A 22,491-nucleotide genomic window follows, 5' to 3' on the forward strand; every position below is an offset into this window, starting at 1 on the left:
AAACCTATCAAACAGGTCGAACAATATATTGGAAAGAATCGTTAGCCACCTATATTCTTTTGCCATTGCCGCTCGGCTTTACGCTTTCTGAGGTCCCCGTGAAAACTGCTGTCGCCCCTCTCGCCCACGAAATCACGCCGCCTGCACAGGATGATGTGATTGCGCAACTGAATGACATTTTTATCGAAAAAGGCACACCGCTATTTATGCGCACGGTGCTGGCGCTGTTCTCGGGGGGCTTTGCAACCTTTGCCTTGCTGTATTGCGTGCAACCGATGATGCCGGTGCTGTCCCATGAATACGGGATTAACGCGGCGCAGAGCAGCCTTATTCTGTCGGTCGCCACTGCAATGCTGGCTATCGGTTTGCTGATCACCGGGCCCATTTCCGACGCGTTCGGGCGTAAGCCTGTGATGGTGTTTGCGTTGTTTTCGGCGGCGGCGTTCACCCTCCTCAGCGCGCTGATGCCCACCTGGGAAGGTGTACTGATCACCCGGGCGCTGGTGGGTTTGTCACTGAGCGGACTGGCCGCCGTGGCCATGACCTATTTAAGTGAAGAAATTCACCCGCAACACATTGGCCTGGCCATGGGCTTGTACATTGGTGGCAATGCCATTGGCGGCATGAGCGGACGCTTGATCAGCGGCGTGCTGATCGACTTTGTCAGCTGGCATACGGCGATGATGGTGATCGGCGGTCTGGCGCTGGTCGCAGCCCTGGTGTTTGTGAAGATCCTGCCCGAGTCGCGCAACTTCCGCCCTCAGGCCATGAACCCGCGCAGCCTGCTGAACGGGTTCACGATGCACTTTCGCGATGCCGGCCTGCCATGGCTGTTTCTTGAGGCGTTCCTGCTGATGGGCAGCTTCGTGACGCTGTTCAACTACATCGGTTATCGCTTGCTGGCTGAGCCATACAACATGAACCAGGCGCTGGTGGGCTTGCTGTCAATTGTGTACCTGTCCGGTATTTACAGCTCCGCGCAGATCGGTGCGCTGGCCGACAAGCTGGGCCGACGCAAAGTGTTATGGGCCGTGATTGTGCTGATGCTGGCCGGGATCGCGCTGACCATGTTCGAACCCGTCGCACTGGTGATCATCGGCATGCTGCTGTTCACCTTCGGCTTCTTCGGCGCGCATTCGGTTGCCAGCAGCTGGATCGGCCGGCGCGCGACCAAGGCCAAGGGCCAGGCGTCGTCGTTGTACCTGTTCAGTTACTACGCCGGATCGAGCATCGCCGGGACCGCCGGCGGTTTCTTCTGGCATTACGCCGGGTGGAACGGCATCGGTTCGTTTATCGCCGCCCTGCTGGTGATTGCCCTGCTGGTGGCGTTGCACCTGGCCCGATTGCCGGTACTGCCGGGGAATCGGAAAACCCCGTAACCCGGCAGTTTTTCCTTGCTCGCGCCTACAAAGGGTTGTTGCTGAGCTGTAGCTGGGCCTGCAAGCTCAGATCGCGCTTTTCCAGGCGCACACTTTCGAACCGGGCATCTTCCTGTTCGATGCGCTCAAGCCAGCCCAGCACCGCCACAGCATCGCCACTCAGGGTTATACGCAACACCCGGGCATCCATCTCGAACTGCTGCACATTGAGCCCGGCACTCGCCGCACTTTCGCTCAAGCGGGTCGCCAGCGGTTGCTCGCCCCCCTTGGCCGCGAGAGTGGGCCGGGCCAGTTGCACTTGCGCCGCTTGCAGTACAGCCCTGGAGTACAGCGCCTGGGCTGTGTCCCAACGCTGGCCCGCCGGCTGCCAAAAGCCATAAAAGGCCAATACAGCCAACAGGAACACGCCGAGCATACCCAGCAGTTGACGGTCCCGGCCCGGCAGTTGCCGCCAATAGTCGCGTAGCTGGCTCTTCATAAATCGTCCTTCAGGGTGAGTAATGCCTGTACCCGGCGGCCCTGCTGGCTGGCATTGCCCAGGATGACCGGTAGTCCACTCTGCACGCCTCGCGCCCGCAGATGCTCAAGCTCGGTGAAGCTGCTGGCGGTGATGTTCAGCGTCCAGCCGGCTGCCGCCTGCCATTCCATACTCTGGACTTCGACACTGCTGGCACCAATCACCTGTTCGGTCAGTTGAAGTAACCGCCGCATGTGCCCGCTTGGTCCTGAGGCATCTTGCTGCTGCAAGTGCCTGAGCTGCGCGGACAGGTCGACAATGCGCGTTTGCTCGGGATACAGCGCCCTGAAACGCTGCTCGCTGAGGGTATGGAGGCGGGCCGTTTGCTCTTCCAGAAAACCGCTACGCAGATGGGAAAACCCCAGCCCCAGGCTAAAGACCACCAGCAAGGCAGCGCTGATTCCATACCAGGGCAAGCGCCGGGTGGCCTGTTTGAATTCGCCTTGCAGCAGGTCAATCGCCTGCTGAGCACTGAAAGCAGCCTGGGCCTCTGTGTGTAGCCAGACGATCTCAGGGGGCAGCGTCGCCTTGATGGCCTCAAGGTCTTGCGCTGATAACACCAGCCGTGCCGGCAGCGCACCGCCGATAATCCAGCGCCCGTCCCACCATGCTGCACAGGGCTTGTCACGGGGCAACATATCGGCATCTACCTGCACGCTGACGATGTTCAGCCCGCGCCGCCGAAGCTGCGCCAGCAAGTCCTTGAAACGCTGTTTATGAATGATCAGCAAGGGATAACGCTGTTGTGCATCTGCCCGACCGACGCCAATGTGCACGGCGTCGAGGTCGTCTGCCAGTTGCTCTTCGACGCTGAAAGCCAAGCTTTGCACGGTCGGTCGACGCCTGCCCGGCCAGGGATCGGTCAGCAGCCAGCTGCACAGGTGCATGGGCAAAATCAGGTGGATACTGTGGTCTTCAAGGCCCCTCACCGCCTCGTTCAAAGAGGTTCGGTGCAGGGCCAGAGGGTCTTGCCAAAAACATACTGGCGCGTCATCCAGATCGGTTTCATCGCCCCGGGAAAAACCCTCGGCGGTCAGGTAAAGCCAGCTTTTCATCCAGAAAACTCGTTGTGTGCCGGGGCCATGAAGCGCCGCTGCAGGAGATGCCATTTGCCGGTTTTACTGTCCCGGGCCATATCACTTTCAAGACGCAAACGGCTTTGCCCCAGACCCACGTCAGTAGTGATCCTGAACCAGCGGCTGTGGATACCCAGGCCCTGGCTGTTGATCCCCAGCCCGACCAGCGCCGGGGAAAAGGTGAAATCCTCGACCCTGGCATGGCCTTGAGCCGGACGTTCCCCCACCAGCCTGCGCGCCATGGCCGGCGTCACGCCTTCCAGGGTGGCCAGCAGCGTGGCGGGTGCAGTGTTGATGTTGAGCGCTGCGCCTTTGCCCAGGAGTACGAGCCAGGGCTGCATACGCGCGAACCACTGGCTATCCACGCCGGGTACCTGACGTAACTGGCTGATGTCGCTCAGGCTAAGTCCTTGAAAGGTACTGGCCGGTATCGGGGCCAGGTTGAGGCCGGTTTGCAGGCGAAACCAGCGTTGCGCGGTCAACTCGTCGACCGGCTCTTTAGTGAGCAGGGCCGAGACATTGAAGTACCCGGCCAAGTCTTCGATACGGACCTGGATCTGTCCATTGTCGATGGCCAGTGCCGGCGTCCCCGTGGCCCAGGCTTGCCCCGCGGCCACCGCGGCCGTCGAATCTGCGGGCAGGTCGCGCAAACGCTGGCGAGCCCAGGCTTCACCGGCAAAGCCCATTTGCCGCAGTTGCAGTTGATGGAGCTGTTGCGCGCTGCTGTTTAGGGCCAGCCGGTGGCTGCGTAGCATGCCCGCACAAATCAATAGCGCCAGGCTCATGACCAGCAACACGGTAATCAGTGCGATTCCTTGTTGAGCCCTGCGCATTACTCACCCTCCGGCAGCAGAAAAACCCGGCGAATCTGTTCCATACGCCCTGCCGAGAACTGAATTTCCAGAGCTTTGGGCGGGGCTTTTGGAGCGGCTTTGCCGACGGGCCACTCGCTGCGCCAACCCGCATTGGCATCGAACAGACGCCAGCTCAGATCACGCACATCGCCGAGTATTTTTTGCTTTTGCAGCAACGGCAAACCCAGGCCTTGGCTGTAACGCCAAAGCACGCCGTTTTCAAGACGGTAGCTGATCTCTTGCAGTTCGCTGCGGGGCTGATCCAGCGGATTGCGCCAGTTGCCACGGCGCAAGTTGAGTTGATCGGGATACAGGGTAAGGCCGGGAAATTTGGCTGAAGTGCGGACATGCAGCACATCGCGCTCGATGACCGCCACTGCCCGCTGCAGGCTGCGCAGCTCTTGCTCATGGGCGCTGCTGCTGCGCTCGACGCGCACGACGGCGTCAAACAATCGCCAGCAGCCAGTGCCCAGCATCGCGAATATGGCGATCGCAATGACCAGTTCAAGCAGGGTGAAACCAGCTTGGGGTTTAGTCATTTTCGGCGGCTATCCAGTGAGTCACTGCCTGCACGACCTGCTCGCTACCGGCAACACTGACGCTCAGCTCGACCCGCAGCAAGCCGGTGTTGGGCTCGGGCATGATGCGTTGCTGCAAACGCCAGTCGCGCTGGGCGAAACTCAGGTTCAGAGCCCGTTGCCCCGGCGCCGGAGCCACCGTTTGCAGTTGCATTTCGCTGAGGTGATTATCGGCCAGCCAGGCAGCCAGCAACCGGACCTCGACCCGGGCACTTTGCCCAAGCACATACTGGCTGGCAGACATTACCGCCGCTGCCAGTGTGGCGAAGATCGCGAGCGCGATCATGACCTCGAGCAAGGTGAAGCCTTTTTCAGTCTTCATGGGGTACGTCGATCGCGGCATCGCCGAGGCCATCGCTGACGATGCTGAGCCAGCGCCGGGGCGGGCTGTCAATGTGCAGGCTGAACACTGTGTTTTCATCACTGCTCAACCACACTAACTGCGGCGAATCTGAAGCGGCTGTCAGTGGCTGCTCTTGCCCCTCCAGACTCAGCGCCAGCGCCAGCCCCTCAGGCAGGCTCACTCGCGCTTCGGCCACCTGCCACTGCCCACCTGCAAAACGCACAACCTGGTAAGCCCCCGGCTCCAGCCGCAAGCCGTATTCCTGGCCCTCAAGCACGGATTTTTCACGCAAGCCATGCATCAGGCCGAGTAACACCCCGGCTTCCTGGCGAGCATGGCGGGCCCGATTGTCGCCGAGGCTGATATGCACCATTGAGACCAGTACACCAATCAGCACTATGACCACCATCAACTCAATCAAGGTAAACCCCGCCGCCGCCCGCCGCATGCCCTCAGTTGCTCCAGTTGCCGATATCGGCGGCATATCCTTCACCGCCCGGGACGCCGTCCGAGCCTAAGGAAAACAGGTCGTAGGCCGCCGAGCGGGTGCCCGGGTTGAGGTATTGATAAGGCTTGCCCCATGGGTCCATCGGCATGCTTTTGAGATAGCCCTGGGGATTCCAGTTTTTGGCCACAGGTGCGCCGGCCGGTTTTGTCACCAGCGCTTCGAGCCCCTGCTGGGTGGAGGGATAACTAAAGGTGTCGAGGCGATACATTTCCAGGGCAGTGGCGATCGCCTGAATGTCAGTACGCGCTGCCGTGACCTTGGCCTGGTCCGGACGGCTCATGAACTGCGGCACCACGATGGCACCGAGCACGCCGATGATGACCACGACCACCATGATTTCAATCAGGGTGAAGCCACGCTGGGAGGATTTTGCAGAGGTTTTCATGGTTCAGTTCACCAGTTGATTGAGACTAAGAATCGGCAACAGAATGGCCATGACAATCAGCAGTACCACTCCTCCCATCAGTACCAGCATGAGGGGCTCAAACAGGCTGACGACCAGGGCGATACGCGAGGCGAGGGTTTTTTCCTGCTGTTCGGAAGCGCGCGCCAGCATGCTGTCCAGCTCGCCGGCCCGCTCGCCGCTGGCAATCAGGTGCAGCATCATCGGCGGGATGTCCCCGCTGCGTTCCAGCCCACGGGCCAAGGTGCCGCCTTCGCGCACGGAGCGGGCGACATCGAGCATGCGTTGACGGATGGCAAAGTTCGCAATCACCGTGGCGGAGATTTCCAGAGCATCGACCAGGGGCACAGCACTCTTGCCCAAAATCGCCAGAGTGCTGGCAAACCGTGCTGCTTCCATTGCACGTAGCAACTTGCCCACCATCGGCAAGTCGAGCAGCAACCCGTGCCAGCGCAGTTTTAACCGGGGTTGGCGCAACACCCAGCGCGCCATGCAAATACCCGCAACCAGCAGCACCAGCAATAACCAGCCGTAGCGTCGCAGAGCGCTGCTCGTGGCGATCATGGCCTGGGTCAACAGAGGCAACGGCTGACCGCTGTCGACAAATATTTTGACCACGTCGGGCACCACGTAACCGAGCAAGAAGCCAACGATGGCCACCGAGGCAAACATCAGGATCATCGGGTAGACCAGTGCCAGCTGGATTTTCTGGCGCGAGGCATGCCTGGCTTCGGTGTAGTCGGCCAGTTGCTCCAGCACCTGACCCAAGTGGCCGCTGCGCTCACCGGCGGCGACCGTCGCGCGAAATAACTCCGGGAATGCCCGGGGAAACGCCGACATCGCAGTGGCCAAGGCATGACCTTCCAGCACCCGGCTACGTACCGCGGCCAACAGGTTGCTCACCGCGCGCTTTTCGCTCTGGGCCGTCACTGCGGCCAGGGCTTCTTCAAGAGGCAGGCCGGCATGAACCAGAGTCGATAATTGCCGGGTTAGCAGGGCCAGGTCGGTCACACCGAGCCGGGTTGCCGACTGCCCGAAGCCAGTGCCACGGGCATTTTTCCTGGCCGCAGTCAGGCGGGTCACGCGCATTCCCCGTTCGCGCAAAATCTGCCGCGCATGACGCGCGCTGTCGGCCTCTTGCTGTCCGCGACAGTTGCGCCCGCTGGCGTCCTGCGCCTGATAGTCAAAAGCCGGCATGCTCAGTCCTCCTGGGTGACACGCAGCAGTTCGTTGAGGCTGGTGATGCCTTCAATTACTAGCCGCTGGCCATCCTGAAACAATCCGGGAGACAGTCGCCGCGCCTCGCCTGTCAGCTCCGGTTCACTCGCACCCCGGTGGATCAAACCGGCCAGCGTCGCAGTGATGCCAATCAATTCATAGATGCCGGTACGGCCGCGATAACCTTGCTGACAATGACTGCAACCCTGCGCGCGATACAGGGTCAGGCTGGCCGAGTCAGCTAACCCGAGCCGGACACAGGTTTGCGGATCGGCGAGGTAGGGGACTTTGCAGTCAGCGCACAGGGTGCGCAGCAGGCGCTGAGCCAATACGCCGATAAGCGAGGACGCCAGCAGGTAGGCATCAACCCCCATGTCTACCAGGCGGGTGACTGCGCCAATGGCACTGTTGGTGTGTAAGGTCGAAAGTACCAGGTGCCCGGTCAGCGAGGCCTGTACGGCAATTTCGGCAGTTTCCTGATCGCGGATTTCCCCCACCATGACCACATCCGGGTCTTGCCGCAAAATCGCCCGCAAACCGCGGGCGAAGGTCATATTGGCCTTGGTGTTGACCGGCGTTTGACCGATGCCCGGCAGGTGATACTCCACCGGGTCTTCGACCGTCAGGATGTTACGGGACTGATGGTTCAGATGGCTCAGCGCGGCGTACAGGCTAGTGGTTTTGCCCGAGCCGGTCGGCCCCGTTACCAGAAATATGCCGTGGGGACGCGCCAACACCTGTTCAAAGCGACTCAGAATGGGAGCTGGCATGCCCAGGCATTTCAAGTCCAGGCGCCCGGCCTGTTTGTCGAGCAAACGCATGACCACGCGCTCGCCATGGGCCGAAGGCAAGGTCGATACGCGAACATCCACTTCATGCCCGGCCAGTCTCAGGCTGATACGGCCATCTTGCGGTACGCGTTTTTCGGCGATGTCCAGCCGCGCCATGACTTTGATTCGCGACACCAGCAAGTTGGCCAGTTCACGCTTGGGCCGCAGCACCTCACGCAGCTGACCGTCGACGCGCATGCGTACCGACAAGTAATGCTCGAAGGTTTCAAGGTGAACATCCGAGGCTTTTTCGCGCATGGCTTCACGCAACAAGGCATTGATCAACCGGATGATCGGCGCGTCGCCTTCTTGCTCCAGCAAATCGGCGGTTTGCGGCACCTGTTCAGCGAGGCTCATCAGATCGAGTTCCTCGTCCAGTCCTTGGGCCACCTGCTCGGCGGCACTTTGGCCAGCACTGTAGCTATTGGCTAACAACTCACTGAAGCGTGTATCTGTCACTGCTTGCAGGTCCAGTGCCTGGCCAGCCCAGCGCCGTGCTTCGGCCAGGGCGGTCAATGGTGTATCCGCGCGGATCAACAAAGCTGGCGGGCTCGCAGTGAAGTCCAGTAACACCCCGAAACGGCGGGCGAAGCTGAACGGCAATCGCAGGCTCGGCGATGTCATGGACGCGCTGCTTTCGAGGGGCGCAAGTCGACCGTGGCCGGAGCTTGCTGGTTGGGGTCAAACATCTGATGCGGGTCAACCGGCAGCAACCCGCGGCCCTCCTTGCTGGCGGGCTGGCTCAGGTGGCGCAGGGCGTTGTAGTTGTTGTCGCTGAACTCCCGGATATCGTGCTTGCTGCGCACGATGGTCGGGCGCAGAAACACCATCAGGTTGGTTTTGCTGTGGGTGTCTTTATTCCAGCGAAACAGCGCTCCCAGGTATGGAATGCTGCGCAGCAAGGGTACGCCACTGACCTGGGTGCGCACGCTGTCCTTGATCAGGCCACCAATAACGATTATTTCGCCGTCCTCCGCCAGGATGGTGCTTTTGAGGGCGCGCTTGTTGGTAATCAGGTCTGTCGAATCGACGCCTTGCAATGAAGGCGCGATTTCTGAATTTTCCTGTTCGACCTCAAGCCGCAACGAGCTGCCGTCATTGATGTGCGGTTTGATTTTCAGGCTGATGCCAATGTCCTGGCGCGTCACAGTGGTGAACGGATTTTGCGAATCATCACCGGGGCCGGTGTATGACCCGGTTTTGAACGGCACGTTTTGCCCAACCAGAATTTCTGCTTCCTGGTTGTCCAGGGTTAACAGGCTCGGTGTGGACAACACGTTGTTATTGGTATCGCTGGCCAGGGCCGATATCAGGGCGCTGAAGCGGTCACCGCCGATTTGTAGCGCCGCGCCTTCAGGCAACTGGCCATTGCTGGCAGACCATCCGCCGATTTGCAAATTAGTACCCGGGAAGGTAATCGCGCCTTGTGCACTGCCGGTGTTCGCCCCCCATTGCACGCCGAGGGTTTCAACAATGTCACCGGAGATTTCCACAATGGCCGCATGAATCAACACTTGCGAGCGTGGTTGATCGAGCTCGCGCACTATGCTTTCGAGGGCGCGGACCCGGGCTGGATCGGCCATGATCACCAGCGCATTCTGGCTCTCATCGGCTGCCACCATGACGTCCCGCGAATTCGCCGATTGTGCGGCACCGGCCAACGCCGTCTCTTGCTTCATGCCTTGCCCTATCGTTTCCAGCACCTCGGCCAGTTGCTTGGCATCGCTGTGACGCAGGCGGATGACCCGGGAGTTTTCCTGGCGCGGATTAGTCGGCGTATCAAGGGTCCGGGCCAAGGTGTTCAAGCGCTTGCGGGCCGCTTCACTGCCCAGAATCACCAGGCGATTGCCCGACATGTCCGGGATAACCTGGCTGCTCGCGCCCGTGGCTTTTTTGTCCAGTGATTGCTCCATGACCTTGGCGATGTCACTGGCCAGACCGTGCTTGAGCTCCACCAGGGAGTGGCCGTAGCGGGTACCTGCATCCAGCTGACGAACAATGTCGAGGATTCGACGGGTGTTGGCAGCGGTATCGGTAATGATCAGCGCATTGGCCGACACCGAGGGTCCAATGTAACCGTTGCTGGACACCAGGGGACGCAGCAGCCCTGCCAGATCGGCAGCCACACTGTCATTGAGCTCAACGACCCGGGTCACGAACGCCTGGGCGGGCTCAGTGTCGGTACTGTTCTGGCCGGCACGGGATTTCGCATCCGCAGCCGGGATGATTAACAGCCGGTCACCCTCATCGATAATCGAGAATCCCTGGGCATCCAGCACTGAATAAAACAATCGGCGTACGCCTTCACGGTCCAGGGCCTCATCGGAAACAACGGTAACGCGACCCTGTACACGAGGGTCGAGCACCACTGTGGCACCGAGTACCGAGGACATTTCCTGAACCACATCACGCAGCTCCGCGTCTTTCATTGCCAGCTGCCAGTAGCGCCCGTCCGCATGCGCCGAAGGTTGCAACAGCAACACAATGGACACAGCGCCACAGGCTAAAAAGTGGCCGATGCCGAACGCATTGGGCTTGGTCATGGAGTTTCTCTAAGGTTGCTCGGCGAAGGGCCGCAAGTGAAGGAAGCCAGCTCCGGGGGTGGCACTGTCAGTACTGGACACTGGCAAGACATGCTTGCCTGCGGGCCTGAGGGCCAGGCGCTCTTCGCGACCATTGCGCCAAAGCACCACGTGATCCACCTCGACCCGGCGCAGAACACTGCCACCGGGCAAGCGCTCGCCTTGCGAGTAAAAGCGAGCCGTGCGGGTGTCTGCCAACAAGGCTTGAGAGGTGCCGTCATTGGTCACAAAACAGGCCCGTAACTGCAAGGCCTCGGCACTTTGCACCCAGGTATTCTGCGCACCAAGGCCGAGTACAGTGGCAATCGCGTCGGGCTTGAACGCATCGGGAACCGCTACGGGTAACGCACTGACGGGGGCAAAAACGGGCACCGCGCGTAGAGACTGGCGATAGACCTGTTCTTGCCACGCCAAATAGCCGCCATAGATGACCGGCACTACCAGCAAGATCCACTTCAATACGACTGACCAATAGCGATTGACCGCTATTGTCGATCTGTTCAAAACCGTCTCATCTTTGTTCCCGGGTCAGTCTGATGAAGCATTTAATGTTGCGCCCTGAACACGTTCAGAAAGCCATGCGCTTGATAACCGACTGCCCTGCCAGTTGATGCTTGATGACGGCAGCAATATGCAGCGTCACCAGCAAGGCCAATAGCAGGCAAACAGCTATATGAAAACGAAAATAAAAAGCAATAGCTTCACTATTACTTAAGGGCTGAGGAAAAGAGAAAACGTCAAAAAAAACAATCGGCCGGTCCATCATCAAAATACCTGACACCAGCACTAACATCACCAGCACATACATCATTGTGTGAATAATAAACGCCATCCAGTGCGCCAGATTTTTATCACCTTTCACCGCTGCATAACCCCGGCCAAATGACACATAAGTGCGCACCAGAAAAATAGGGATCAACAGCAAACTTAGGGATACATTAAAAGCGCCGATAACATGCTTTAACGGTTCCTCTTCCTTGATTAACCCTGCGTAAAAACCCGACATCAACAACCACAAAATCATGAGCGCCGAAATAGCATGAAGAGCCTTTTGTAATTTTGTGTATTCGATTTTTTGCATAGTAATGTTCAGGCTGATCATAGGGGGCTCATTAAGCACCGGGCCGCTCATCAAGAACGGCCCGGTCATTTCAGAGTTGCTTACTTCTCAATCCAGGCATCCGCCCAGTGCGAACCGGTTCCCGGCTCGTAATGGGTAGCTGTTGGCGAGTATTGCGAGCACCAACCCGAATACGGGAACGGCTTGCATTCATACACCAGGCCGGTTTTTGGCTGCAGCACGGTGGTGCCTGCTTTGTAGTCTTTAATGCCTTCCGGGAAGATGGCGTCGTAATCCTGAGAACCGCCTTCACCGGTCAAGGTGATTTCTTTCAGTTCCTGGAAGTTTTCGCGCCCGTCTGCACTGGTTGCAATCAGCTTCAAGGAGTGGGCACCCGGAGCACTTTTCACCGCTACCGTCATCGGTACAGTGGTGGCATTGACCATTTGCGTGGACTGACCCACTGGCTTGTTGGCATCGTTGTAAACAGTCGCTTCTACCGAGATGTTTTTGTTGGTCATCAGGGTCATGCTGATGTTGGTCTGACCTTTGTCCAATACGTACTCGGCGGCAACATCATGCACATGCATGTAAGCACCCGGATCCGGGACCATAGTGGTCTGCATCTGGTAGCTGGTCACACCACTTTCAGCCTTGGCATAGAAGGTGTTGGTGCCCTTGATCGGCTCAATGGCGCCCTCTTCGTTACGCACACCTGCACGCACTGGCTTGTTCGCTGCATTCACCGTTTCGGCCAGTTTGAAAGCCCAGTTGGCAGGCTGACCCTCTTCGGCAGAATCGATACCGATGCTGAAGCTGTATTGCGCGCTTTCAGCACTGCCAGTGAATGCGCGGGCTGTAACCGTGTCACCTGGCAGCAGCGTCTGGGTAGGCGCAACGACACCGACATTGCTCCAGCCATCCGGATCCGGAGCAGCAGCCACGATGTTCACATCGACGACGTTGTAGAAGGCTGCCGCGGTGTTATCAATGGTCCATGCACCCAGAATGATGTGCTGACCGTTACGATCTGCAGGAATCACGCAGTCGTGTTTTACCGCGCCAGGTCCGGTGCCGCCTTCATTGCCATTGATAGGTACGCTCCCACCCCCTTCCACACTGCAAAACGGAGTTGCATCAAAGCTGGCACGACTCAGGGGCAGATTCGGGTTCCAGCCGGCCTTGGTAATGAAGTATTCCCATTTAGTGGTTTTATGGGCCGCCGTATAGAACCAGGAGAACTGGATGTTACGCTCGGTGATGTCGGTCAGGTGCCAACGGGTCGCCGACTGTGCGTCAACAGCTGCGAACTGGGTGAGACCGCCACTTGCCAGCTTGCCGTCAACCGGGCCCTGTGCCGGAAAGCCCTTGGGCCCTTCGCCAACGGATTGCGGCTCGTACTCGGCAGCACCACAACCAGTATTCAATGCCAACCTGCACGCATATGCACGCGAAGGCGGCTCACTCATATAACCGTGAGCCGCTGCTTGTTGCGAGGCAAACAGTGTAGCCATAAGCGTTAACGAGGACGCACACCCCATCATTACACGGGACGTTGAATGTGCACGTTTCATAAAGTTTCCTTTAGCTTTATTTATTGAACAACTCTGTTCCGCTGATCAAGACCTGCTATTTATATACTTAGGCAAAATAACAAATAGATATGACCAGCGCCGGTTAGTTAAGCGTCATTCAACCTCAACTTCTGCGGCCTCAAATTGACGGCTGACTGGTACGCTCCAACCTGAAAAATTCCACACTAACCCGATATAAACGCGTTATCGACAATGACGAGTTCCAGACAAGCTCGGTCCTGCGCAGACAACCACTAATTTGTCCTGGCACCTCTGCAAACAGCACAAACCAGAAAGTCATCTAGCTAATTTGTTTCACATGGGATTAAACATCTAGTGCCGGCATCTTACGGACACGCGGGAAAATTAAAATAGGAAAACTCCTAGCGACTGAGATAAAATCCTAAAAATATCCGATCGATCAAAGGATAAACACGCAAAAAACAAAAAACCCGGCATCGGCCGGGTTTTTTATGGGCGTTGAGCTTACTCGTGATACTGGCCCGAGAACTCGTGCACGGCGCTGATAAAGGCGCCGGCATGTTCCGGTTTCACTTCCGGGGTAATGCCATGCCCCAGGTTGAATACGTGGCCCGAACCCTTGCCGTAGCTGGCCAGAATGCGCTTGACCTCGGTACGGATCGCCTCGGGGTTGGCGTAAAGCACAGTCGGGTCCATGTTGCCTTGCAGCGCAACCTTGTTACCGACGCGCTGACGGGCTTCACCCAGATCGCAGGTCCAGTCCAGGCCCAGCGCATCAGCGCCGGCATCGGCAATGCTTTCGAGCCACAGGCCGCCATTTTTGGTGAACAGGATCACCGGTACTTTGCGCCCTTCATGCTCGCGGATCAGACCGCTGACGATTTTGCGCATGTAGGCCAGCGAAAACTCCTGATAGGCCGCAGACGACAGATTGCCGCCCCAGGTATCAAAGATTTGTACGGCCTGGGCTCCGGCCAGAATCTGGCCATTGAGGTAGGACGTCACCGACTGCGCGAGCTTGTCGAGCAACAGGTGCATGGCGTGCGGGGTGTCGTAGAGCATGGCCTTGGTCTTGCGGAAGTCTTTCGACGAACCGCCTTCGACCATATAAGTGGCCAGGGTCCACGGGCTGCCGGAGAAGCCGATCAGCGGCACACGGCCGTTGAGCTCGCGGCGGATGGTGCTGACCGCGTTCATCACGTAGCCGAGGTCTTTTTGCGGGTCCGGAATCGGCAGGGCTTCGATGTCGGCCAGGGTGCTGACCACTTTTTTGAAGCGCGGGCCTTCGCCGGTTTCGAAGTACAGGCCCTGACCCATGGCATCGGGGATGGTCAGGATGTCGGAGAAGAGGATGGCCGCATCCAGCTGCGGGAAGCGGTCCAGAGGCTGCATGGTGACTTCACAGGCGAACTCGGCGTTCTTGCACAGGCTCATGAAATCGCCGGCCTTGGCGCGGCTCGCGCGGTACTCCGGCAGATAGCGACCGGCCTGACGCATCATCCAGACAGGCGTGACATCTACGGGTTGCTTGAGCAAAGCGCGAAGGAAACGGTCATTCTTGAGATCAGTCATGTCTGCATCCGGAAAAAAAGTGGGGGCATTTTCTCAGAGACGGACGCAAAAGGCACGGCAAGAGCCGTGCCTTTTATCTATCGGGTCGATTTGTCGCGGAGATTTTGATTTGGCGCAGACCACAAACCCCATTCTGCAATGAGGTTTGTGTGGGAGCTGGCAAGCCAGCCCCCACATTTTGATCATATTTCACAAATTACAACCGCATCACACGCCCAGGTAATCCATGATCCCTTCAGCCGCGGTGCGGCCTTCGAAGATCGCGGTGACCACCAGGTCGGAGCCGCGCACCATGTCACCACCGGCAAAGATCTTCGGGTGGCTGGTCTGGTGTTTGAACTGCGACTGCTCGGGTGCAATGACACGGCCCTGACTGTCGGTCTGGATCTCGAACTGCTCAAACCATGACGCCGGGCTCGGGCGGAAACCGAAAGCGATGATCACGGCGTCCGCCGGGATGATCTCTTCAGAACCCGGGATCGGCTCCGGGCTGCGACGGCCGCGGGCGTCCGGTTCGCCGAGACGGGTCTCGACCACCTTCACGCCTTCGACCCGACCTTCGCCGACAATGGCGATCGGCTGGCGGTTGTAGAGGAATTTCACGCCCTCTTCCTTGGCGTTCTTCACCTCTTTGCGCGAGCCGGGCATGTTGGCTTCGTCACGACGATAGGCACAGGTCACCGATTTGGCGCCCTGACGGATCGAAGTACGGTTGCAGTCCATGGCCGTGTCGCCGCCACCGAGCACCACAATCTTTTTGCCTTTCATGTCGACGAAGTCTTCCGGCGACTTTTCAAAGCCCAGGTTGCGGTTGACGTTGGCGATCAGGAAGTCCAGCGCGTCGTGGACGCCCGGCAGGTCTTCACCGGCAAAGCCGCCCTTCATGTAGGTGTAAGTGCCCATGCCCATGAATACCGCGTCGTACTCGGCCAGCAGCTGCTCCATGCTGATGTCCTTGCCGATCTCGGTATTGAGGCGGAACTCGATCCCCATGCCGGTGAAGACTTCGCGACGGTGGCTAAGCACGGTTTTTTCGAGTTTGAACTCCGGGATGCCGAAGGTCAGCAGACCGCCGATTTCCGGATTCTTGTCGAAGACCACCGGGGTCACGCCGCCACGCACCAGCACATCGGCACAGCCCAGGCCCGCAGGCCCGGCACCGATGATCGCCACACGTTTGCCGGTCGGCACCACCCTGGACATGTCCGGGCGCCAGCCCATGGCAAAGGCGGTGTCGGTGATGTACTTCTCGACCGAACCGATGGTGACCGCGCCGAACCCGTCGTTGAGGGTGCAGGCACCCTCGCACAGACGGTCTTGCGGGCACACCCGGCCGCACACTTCGGGCAGGGTGTTGGTCTGGTGCGACAGCTCGGCGGCGGCGAGGATGTTGCCCTCGGCTACCAGCTTGAGCCAGTTGGGAATGAAGTTATGCACAGGGCATTTCCATTCACAGTACGGGTTACCGCAACCCAGGCAGCGGTGGGCCTGCTCGGCCGACTGCTGGGGTTTGAAGGGTTCGTAGATTTCCACGAACTCTTTTTTGCGTTGACGTAACAGTTTCTTCTTCGGATCTTTGCGCCCGACATCGATGAACTGGAAGTCGTTATTCAGACGTTCAGCCATTGTTAAAACCTCATCAAACTCTTCAGGCGCATATCACTGCGGATTGGCACGGATGCTGGAAAGCAGCGATTTCAAGCTGGCAGCCTTAGGCTTGACCATCCAGAAACGACGCAGGTAATCATCGAGGTTTTCCGAGAGGTTACGGCCCCACTCGCTGTTGGTTTCCTCAACGTATTCGTCCAGCACGTGTTGCAGATGGTTGCGATAGGCCTCCATCGCTTCGCCGCTGATACGCTGGATTTCCACCAGTTCGTGGTTCACCCGGTCTACGAAGGTGTTGTCCTGATCCAGCACGTAGGCGAAACCGCCGGTCATGCCCGAGCCGAAGTTGTAACCGGTCTTGCCCAATACGCAGACGAAACCGCCAGTCATGTATTCACAGCAGTGATCACCCGTGCCTTCAACCACGGTGTGGGCACCGGAGTTACGCACGGCGAAACGCTCGCCCGCAGTACCCGCAGCAAACAGCTTGCCGCCGGTGGCGCCGTACAGGCAGGTGTTGCCGATAATTGCGCTGTCCTGGGTTTTGTAGACGCTGCCTGCAGGCGGCACGATCACCAGCTTGCCGCCGGTCATCCCTTTGCCCACGTAGTCGTTGGCATCGCCTTCGAGGTACATGTTCAGGCCGCCGGCGTTCCACACACCAAAGCTCTGGCCAGCAGTGCCTTTGAAGCGGAACGTGATTGGCGCCTTGGCCATGCCCTGGTTGCCGTGGGCACGGGCGATCTCACCCGAAATACGGGCACCGATCGAACGGTCGCAGTTACAGATGTCCAGGGCGAAGTCCGCGCCACTCATGTCGTTGATGGCCGAAGTGGCCATGTCGACCATCTTCTCGGCCAGCAGGCCTTTGTCGAACGGCGGGTTGCGCTCTACCTGACAGAACTGCGGCTTGTCGGCCGGGATATGGTCGCTGCCCAGCAGCGGCGTCAGGTCGAGGTTGTGCTGCTTGGCCGTCTCGCCCTGCAGGATTTCCAGCAGGTCAGTACGCCCGATCAGCTCTTCGAGGGTGCGTACACCGAGCCTGGCCAGCCATTCGCGGGTTTCTTCAGCCACGTAGGTGAAGAAGTTGACCACCATGTCGACAGTGCCGATGTAGTGGTTTTTACGCAGCGATTCGTTCTGGGTCGCCACGCCGGTCGCGCAGTTGTTGAGGTGGCAAATACGCAGGTATTTACAGCCCAGGGCGATCATTGGTGCGGTGCCGAAGCCGAAACTTTCAGCGCCGAGGATCGCGGCCTTGATCACGTCGAGGCCGGTTTTCAGGCCACCGTCGGTTTGTACCCGAACCTTGCCGCGCAGGTCGTTGCCGCGCAGGGTCTGGTGGGTTTCGGCCAGGCCCAGTTCCCACGGTGCGCCCGCGTATTTGATCGAAGTCAGGGGCGAGGCGCCGGTGCCGCCGTCATAACCGGAGATGGTAATCAGGTCGGCATAGGCCTTGGCCACACCTGCGGCGATGGTGCCGACGCCCGCTTCCGCTACCAGCTTGACCGAGACCAGTGCCTTGGGATTGACCTGTTTGAGGTCAAAAATCAGCTGCGACAAGTCTTCGATGGAGTAGATATCGTGGTGCGGCGGTGGCGAGATCAGGGTCACGCCGGGTACTGCGTAACGCAGTTTGGCGATCAGACCGTTGACCTTGCCGCCTGGCAGTTGCCCGCCTTCGCCCGGCTTGGCGCCCTGGGCCACCTTGATCTGCAGCACTTCGGCATTGACCAGGTATTCCGGGGTGACACCGAAACGACCGGTGGCCACTTGCTTGATTTTCGAGCTCTTGATGGTGCCGTAACGCGCCGGGTCTTCGCCGCCTTCACCGGAGTTGGAGCGTGCGCCCAACCGGTTCATGGCTTCGGCCAGGGCTTCGTGGGCTTCCGGGGACAGTGCGCCGAGGGAGATACCCGCCGAGTCGAAACGCTTGAGGATCGAATCCAGGGGTTCGATCTGGTCGATGGACAGCGGCGTGTCGAGGGTTTTGACCTTGAACAGATCGCGGATCATCGACACCGGGCGTTTGTCGACCAGTGCGGTGTATTCCTTGAATTTGCTGTAGTCGCCCTGCTGTACGGCCGCTTGCAAGGTGGCAACCACGTCCGGGTTGTAGGCGTGGTATTCGCCGCCGTGCACGTACTTGAGCAGACCGCCTTGCTGGATCGGCTTGCGCGCGCTCCAGGCTTCGGCTGCCAGCAGCTTTTGCTCGGCTTCAAGGTCGATGAAACGTGCGCCCTTGATCCGGCTCGGTACGCCGCGGAAGCTCAGGTCACAGATTTCTTCGGACAGGCCAATGGCTTCGAACAGCTGCGCACCGCGGTACGAGGCAATGGTCGAAATGCCCATCTTCGAGAGGATCTTGAGCAAGCCTTTGGTGATGCCCTTACGGTAGTTTTTGAAGACTTCGTAAAGGTCGCCCAGCACTTCGCCGGTACGGATCAGATCACCCAGCACTTCGTAGGCCAGGAACGGGTAGACCGCCGAAGCACCGAAACCGATCAGTACCGCAAAGTGATGCGGGTCACGGGCAGTTGCGGTTTCTACCAGGATGTTGCTGTCGCAGCGCAGGCCTTTTTCGGTCAGGCGGTGGTGAACAGCGCCCACGGCCAGCGAGGCATGAACCGGCAGCTTGCCCGGCGCGATATGGCGGTCGGTCAGGACAATTTGCGTACGGCCGGCACGGGCGGCTTCTTCAGCCTGGTCGGCAATGTTACGCACCGCCGCTTCAAGGCCAACCGACTGGTCGTAGTTGAGGTCGATGATCTGACGCTCAAAGCCCGGCAGCTCGAGGTTCATCAGTGAGCGCCATTTGGCAGGCGAGATCACTGGCGAACTGAGGATGACCCGGGAAGCGTGCTCAGGGGATTCCTGGAAGATGTTGCGCTCGGCACCGAGGCAGATTTCCAGCGACATGACGATGGCTTCACGCAGCGGATCGATCGGCGGGTTAGTGACCTGCGCGAACTGCTGGCGGAAGTAGTCATACGGCGTGCGCACACGCTGGGACAAGACGGCCATTGGCGTGTCGTCACCCATCGAGCCCACGGCTTCGTAGCCCTGCTCGCCCAATGGACGCAGCACCTGGTCACGCTCTTCGAACGTCACCTGATACATCTTCATGTATTGCTTGAGCTGATCGACGTCGTAAAACGCCGAACCGTGATCATTGTCGTCAATGGTGGCCTGAATGCGCAGGGCATTCTTGCGCAGCCACTGTTTGTAGGGGTGGCGCGACTTCAAGCGGTTATCGATGGAATCTGTGTCCAGGACCTGGCCGGTTTCAGTATCGACGGCGAGGATCTGGCCAGGGCCCACACGGCCTTTGGCGATCACGTCCTGCGGCTGGTAGTTCCACACGCCGATTTCCGAGGCGATGGTGATATAGCCGTTGGTGGTGGTGACCCAGCGCGCCGGACGCAGACCGTTACGGTCGAGCAGGCAGACTGCGTAACGACCGTCGGTCATTACCACGCCCGCCGGGCCGTCCCACGGTTCCATGTGCATCGAGTTGTACTCATAGAACGCCCGCAGGTCGGGGTCCATGGTTTCAACGTTCTGCCACGCCGGTGGAATCAGCATGCGCACGCCGCGGAACAGGTCGATACCGCCGGTGACCATCAGCTCAAGCATGTTGTCCATGCTGGAGGAGTCAGAACCCACGCGGTTGACCAGCGGGCCGAGCTCGTCGAGGTCGCCGATCAGGTCGTTGGCGAACTTGGTGCGACGGGCCAGGGCCCAGTTGCGGTTGCCGGTGATGGTGTTGATCTCGCCGTTGTGGGCGAGAAAGCGGAATGGCTGGGCCAGCGGCCATTTCGGCAAGGTGTTGGTCGAGAAACGCTGGTGGAACACGCAGATCGCGGTTTGCAGGCGCTCATCGCTCAGGTCCGGATAAAAGGCGGTGAGATCCGCCGGCATCATCAGGCCTTTATAAATGATGGTCTTGTGGGAAAAGCTGCAGATGTAGTGATCGGTATCAGCGGCGTTGGCCACCGAGGAACGGCGACGGGCGCTGAACAGCTTGATCGCCATGTCCTGATCGCTCAGGCCGGCACCGGCAATGAACACTTGCTCGATCTGCGGCAGACGGTCCAGCGCCAGACGGCCCAGGACGCTGGTGTCGATTGGCACTTTGCGCCAGCCCACCAGTTGCAGGCCCGCCGCGAGAATTTCGCGGTTCATGTTGTTACGGGCCGCTTCAGCCTTGATCGGGTCTTGGTTGAAAAACACCATGCCGACCGCGTACTGCTTGGGCAAATCATTGCCGAACTGCTCTTTGGCGACTGCACGCAAGAACAGATCAGGTTTTTGAATCAGCAGGCCACAACCGTCACCGGTCTTGCCGTCTGCGTTGATCCCACCGCGGTGGGTCATGCAGGTCAGGGCCTCAATGGCGGTTTGCAGAAGGGTATGACTGGGTTCGCCCTGCATATGGGCAATCAGGCCGAAACCACAGTTATCCTTGAATTCATCGGGGTGGTACAGACCTGCTTTCATAGACACTTTCTCACCAGGCTGCCCTATAAAGGGGCAAATTTCTTTTAATTCAACCACTTGGTCCCCGCGCTGAACGTACGCCAGCTTGGCAGGGCAAAAGGGTGGTCATTCTACACACCGACGTAAGGGCTCACAAATTAAGCGGCGATTTGCCGTAAATTCATGTCGCATTTATGAAGGTTTAAAGCGATTGCCTGTGCTAGTCAAAACATTTTTGATGTTGACCGCCACACGGCGCAGACACCACAAGGCCTGCGGCTTAAGAAGTCGCAGGCACAAGCTGGAATTTTGATGTACTAGAACGGCGGCCTGGGTAAGGCCGCCGGAGCATCAGCGAGCTGCTGCCAGTTCTTGTTGGACGCTGGCGACAGTGCGAGGCCAAGGTTTACCAGCCTGAATCTTCGCTGGCAAGTTCTTGATTGCCGCAGTTGCTGCGGCATGGTTCGGGAAATTGCCGTAGGTGACGACAAACAGGGGCTTGCCGTTGAGCGATTTCTTGAAGTAGCGGGCTTCGCCACCCACCTCTTTGACAACGTTTTGCGCAGACGCTTCGGAGCTGGTGCCGACAATCTGCACCACGTAGTTAGTCGCTGGCTGGCTGGAGTACCAGCTACCGCCCGGTGCAGCCTTGGCCAGGGTGACCGGCTTCTCGGCAGGCTTCACGACAGGCTTTGGAGCCGGGGCCGGGGCTGGCTTGGCAACCGGGGCTAGCGCGGGCTTGGCTGCTGCAACGGCTGGCGCCGGGGCCGGACGCGGTGCGGCTACAGGCGCAGGGCCAGGTGTCACGCCCGCTGGTGGCGCGGTAGTGGTTACGGTTGGCGGCTGAGCCACACCACCGTCGACTGCCGGAACACCGCCGTCATCGCCTTCGGCAATGCCGCCAGCGGCCTCAGCCAGAGGCCCGCGCATTACCGGCTGCGACTGGCCCACCAGCGGCAATGGCATTGGCTGCGAGGAACCTGCGAAATCTATCGACGGGTTGGCGCCGCTGCTGGGCGTAGCCTGGCCCAGTTGCGTCTGCTCGGTAGCGGGTGCGGTTGGTGCTTTGCTGCGACCCGGAATCAGAATGGCAGCGGCTACAGCCACGACCACTACGGCACCAATGGCCAATACGTGTTTCTTAGGCATCTTGAACCCCATACTTGGACGCTTGACCGCAGAACGGCTAGCTATCATGGCTTCGATCATTGCATCGCGGGCGACCTGGTTGATGATGCCAGGCCAGCCTTCGGAGCTCTCGTGTATATCTGAGATCTGCTGTGCGCTAAAGAGTTCGATTCCGCGCCCGGCACCTTCAAGCCGCTGAGCCAGATACTCGCGGGTTTCTTCTTCGGTGTAGGGCTGCAACTCGATCACATGGAAGCGCTCTTCATCAGCACTCAACTGCTCAAGTCCGGCAATCATCGATGGCTCGCCGAACAGGAATACATGCGGCCGGCCTTCCGGCGCACCTGCTGCCAGTGCCAGCAACGCTTCAAGCGCAGACTCGTCGAGCTGCTCGGCATCATCGACCAGCAGGTAAACTTCCTGGCCGGTCAGCGCCAGCTGTACCACCTGCGCCAGAATCGCCCCCACATCGGCCCGGGCAGCGTTAAGCGTTTGCGCCACCTGGCGCAAGATGCCCGCAGCGTCACCGGCACCCCGTGCCGATACCACAACGCTCTGCACTGACTGCTTGTTGGTACTGGCCACCAGCGCCTGACGCAGCAAGGTTTTGCCGCTGCCTTCAGGCCCTGTCACCACCAACAGCAACTGGCTGTAGCGCGCTAGGTGGTGCAATTGCCCCAGCACCGGCTTGCGCTGGGCAGGAAAAAACTTGAACCCCGGCACCCGTGGTGCAAAGGGGTCGTGGTTGAGCTGGAAGTGACCGAGGAACGCCTCGTCGGCATGCAAACTAGTCATCAGGA

At 59.2% G+C, this 22,491-nt stretch carries 18 protein-coding genes; 1 reads left to right on the forward strand and 17 read right to left on the reverse strand.

The features are described from left to right. Positions 1-131: 131 nt before the first annotated feature. On the forward strand, positions 132-1,379 hold the full coding sequence (locus AOC04_RS18560) for an MFS transporter (protein WP_418054952.1): 1,248 nt from the start codon (positions 132-134) through the stop codon (positions 1,377-1,379). Positions 1,380-1,404: 25 nt separating this feature from the next. Here AOC04_RS18560 and gspM read toward each other — a convergent pair whose 3' ends face one another. The 17 genes from gspM to AOC04_RS18645 form a co-directional block, all read right to left on the reverse strand. Continuing rightward, entirely contained in the window at positions 1,405-1,857 is a 453-nt protein-coding gene (gene gspM / locus AOC04_RS18565) for a type II secretion system protein GspM (RefSeq protein WP_060695939.1), read from the reverse strand. Next, positions 1,854-2,951, reverse strand: a complete 1,098-nt coding sequence (gspL, locus tag AOC04_RS18570; RefSeq protein WP_060695941.1) for a type II secretion system protein GspL — start codon at positions 2,949-2,951, stop codon at positions 1,854-1,856. Before gspL ends, gspM begins: the two co-directional genes overlap by 4 nt. Continuing rightward, positions 2,948-3,805, reverse strand: a complete 858-nt coding sequence (locus AOC04_RS18575; protein WP_060695943.1) for a type II secretion system minor pseudopilin — start codon at positions 3,803-3,805, stop codon at positions 2,948-2,950. The genes gspL and AOC04_RS18575 overlap by 4 nt, the downstream gene beginning before the upstream one ends. Then, entirely contained in the window at positions 3,805-4,365 is a 561-nt protein-coding gene (gene gspJ, locus AOC04_RS18580) for a type II secretion system minor pseudopilin GspJ (RefSeq protein WP_060695945.1), read from the reverse strand. The genes AOC04_RS18575 and gspJ overlap by 1 nt, the downstream gene beginning before the upstream one ends. After that, positions 4,358-4,726 carry a type II secretion system minor pseudopilin GspI gene (gspI, locus tag AOC04_RS18585; protein ID WP_060695947.1) on the reverse strand — a complete coding sequence of 123 codons (369 nt, stop codon included), beginning with the start codon at positions 4,724-4,726 and terminating at the stop codon, positions 4,358-4,360. Before gspI ends, gspJ begins: the two co-directional genes overlap by 8 nt. Next, positions 4,716-5,231 carry a type II secretion system minor pseudopilin GspH gene (gene gspH / locus AOC04_RS18590; protein ID WP_335337692.1) on the reverse strand — a complete coding sequence of 172 codons (516 nt, stop codon included), beginning with the start codon at positions 5,229-5,231 and terminating at the stop codon, positions 4,716-4,718. The genes gspI and gspH overlap by 11 nt, the downstream gene beginning before the upstream one ends. Then, on the reverse strand, positions 5,200-5,640 hold the full coding sequence (gene gspG / locus AOC04_RS18595; RefSeq protein WP_060695951.1) for a type II secretion system major pseudopilin GspG: 441 nt from the start codon (positions 5,638-5,640) through the stop codon (positions 5,200-5,202). Before gspG ends, gspH begins: the two co-directional genes overlap by 32 nt. A 3-nt stretch (positions 5,641-5,643) precedes the next feature. After that, positions 5,644-6,855 carry a type II secretion system inner membrane protein GspF gene (gene gspF / locus AOC04_RS18600; protein WP_060695953.1) on the reverse strand — a complete coding sequence of 404 codons (1,212 nt, stop codon included), beginning with the start codon at positions 6,853-6,855 and terminating at the stop codon, positions 5,644-5,646. A gap of 2 nt (positions 6,856-6,857) precedes the next feature. After that, a complete protein-coding gene (gspE, locus tag AOC04_RS18605) occupies positions 6,858-8,330 on the reverse strand; it encodes a type II secretion system ATPase GspE (protein WP_060695956.1) in 1,473 nt (490 codons plus the stop codon). Further along, positions 8,327-10,249 (reverse strand): type II secretion system secretin GspD, encoded by a 1,923-nt coding sequence (gene gspD, locus AOC04_RS18610; RefSeq protein ID WP_060695957.1) that lies wholly within the window; start codon positions 10,247-10,249, stop codon positions 8,327-8,329. Before gspD ends, gspE begins: the two co-directional genes overlap by 4 nt. A 9-nt stretch (positions 10,250-10,258) precedes the next feature. Continuing rightward, the gene (locus tag AOC04_RS18615; RefSeq protein ID WP_237178881.1) at positions 10,259-10,792 is read right to left on the reverse strand and encodes a type II secretion system protein N; all 534 of its coding nucleotides are present in this window, start codon (positions 10,790-10,792) and stop codon (positions 10,259-10,261) included. Positions 10,793-10,856: 64 nt separating this feature from the next. Next, the gene (locus tag AOC04_RS18620; RefSeq protein WP_060695960.1) at positions 10,857-11,390 is read right to left on the reverse strand and encodes a cytochrome b; all 534 of its coding nucleotides are present in this window, start codon (positions 11,388-11,390) and stop codon (positions 10,857-10,859) included. Between the two features lie 59 nt (positions 11,391-11,449). Further along, positions 11,450-12,922, reverse strand: a complete 1,473-nt coding sequence (gene gbpA, locus AOC04_RS18625; protein ID WP_060695962.1) for an N-acetylglucosamine-binding protein GbpA — start codon at positions 12,920-12,922, stop codon at positions 11,450-11,452. A 486-nt stretch (positions 12,923-13,408) separates the two neighbouring features. Next, complete coding sequence (gene hemE / locus AOC04_RS18630) at positions 13,409-14,476, reverse strand: uroporphyrinogen decarboxylase (RefSeq protein ID WP_060695964.1); 1,068 nt, start codon at positions 14,474-14,476, stop codon at positions 13,409-13,411. A gap of 207 nt (positions 14,477-14,683) precedes the next feature. Further along, complete coding sequence (locus AOC04_RS18635; protein WP_060695965.1) at positions 14,684-16,102, reverse strand: FAD-dependent oxidoreductase; 1,419 nt, start codon at positions 16,100-16,102, stop codon at positions 14,684-14,686. Positions 16,103-16,135: 33 nt separating this feature from the next. Next, positions 16,136-20,584 carry a glutamate synthase large subunit gene (gltB, locus tag AOC04_RS18640; protein ID WP_060695967.1) on the reverse strand — a complete coding sequence of 1,483 codons (4,449 nt, stop codon included), beginning with the start codon at positions 20,582-20,584 and terminating at the stop codon, positions 16,136-16,138. A gap of 330 nt (positions 20,585-20,914) precedes the next feature. After that, positions 20,915-22,486 (reverse strand): AAA family ATPase, encoded by a 1,572-nt coding sequence (locus tag AOC04_RS18645; protein WP_060695970.1) that lies wholly within the window; start codon positions 22,484-22,486, stop codon positions 20,915-20,917. Positions 22,487-22,491 lie beyond the last annotated feature (5 nt).

Origin of the sequence: Pseudomonas versuta, assembly GCF_001294575.1 — a bacterium.
GTDB classification, from domain to species: domain Bacteria; phylum Pseudomonadota; class Gammaproteobacteria; order Pseudomonadales; family Pseudomonadaceae; genus Aquipseudomonas; species Aquipseudomonas versuta.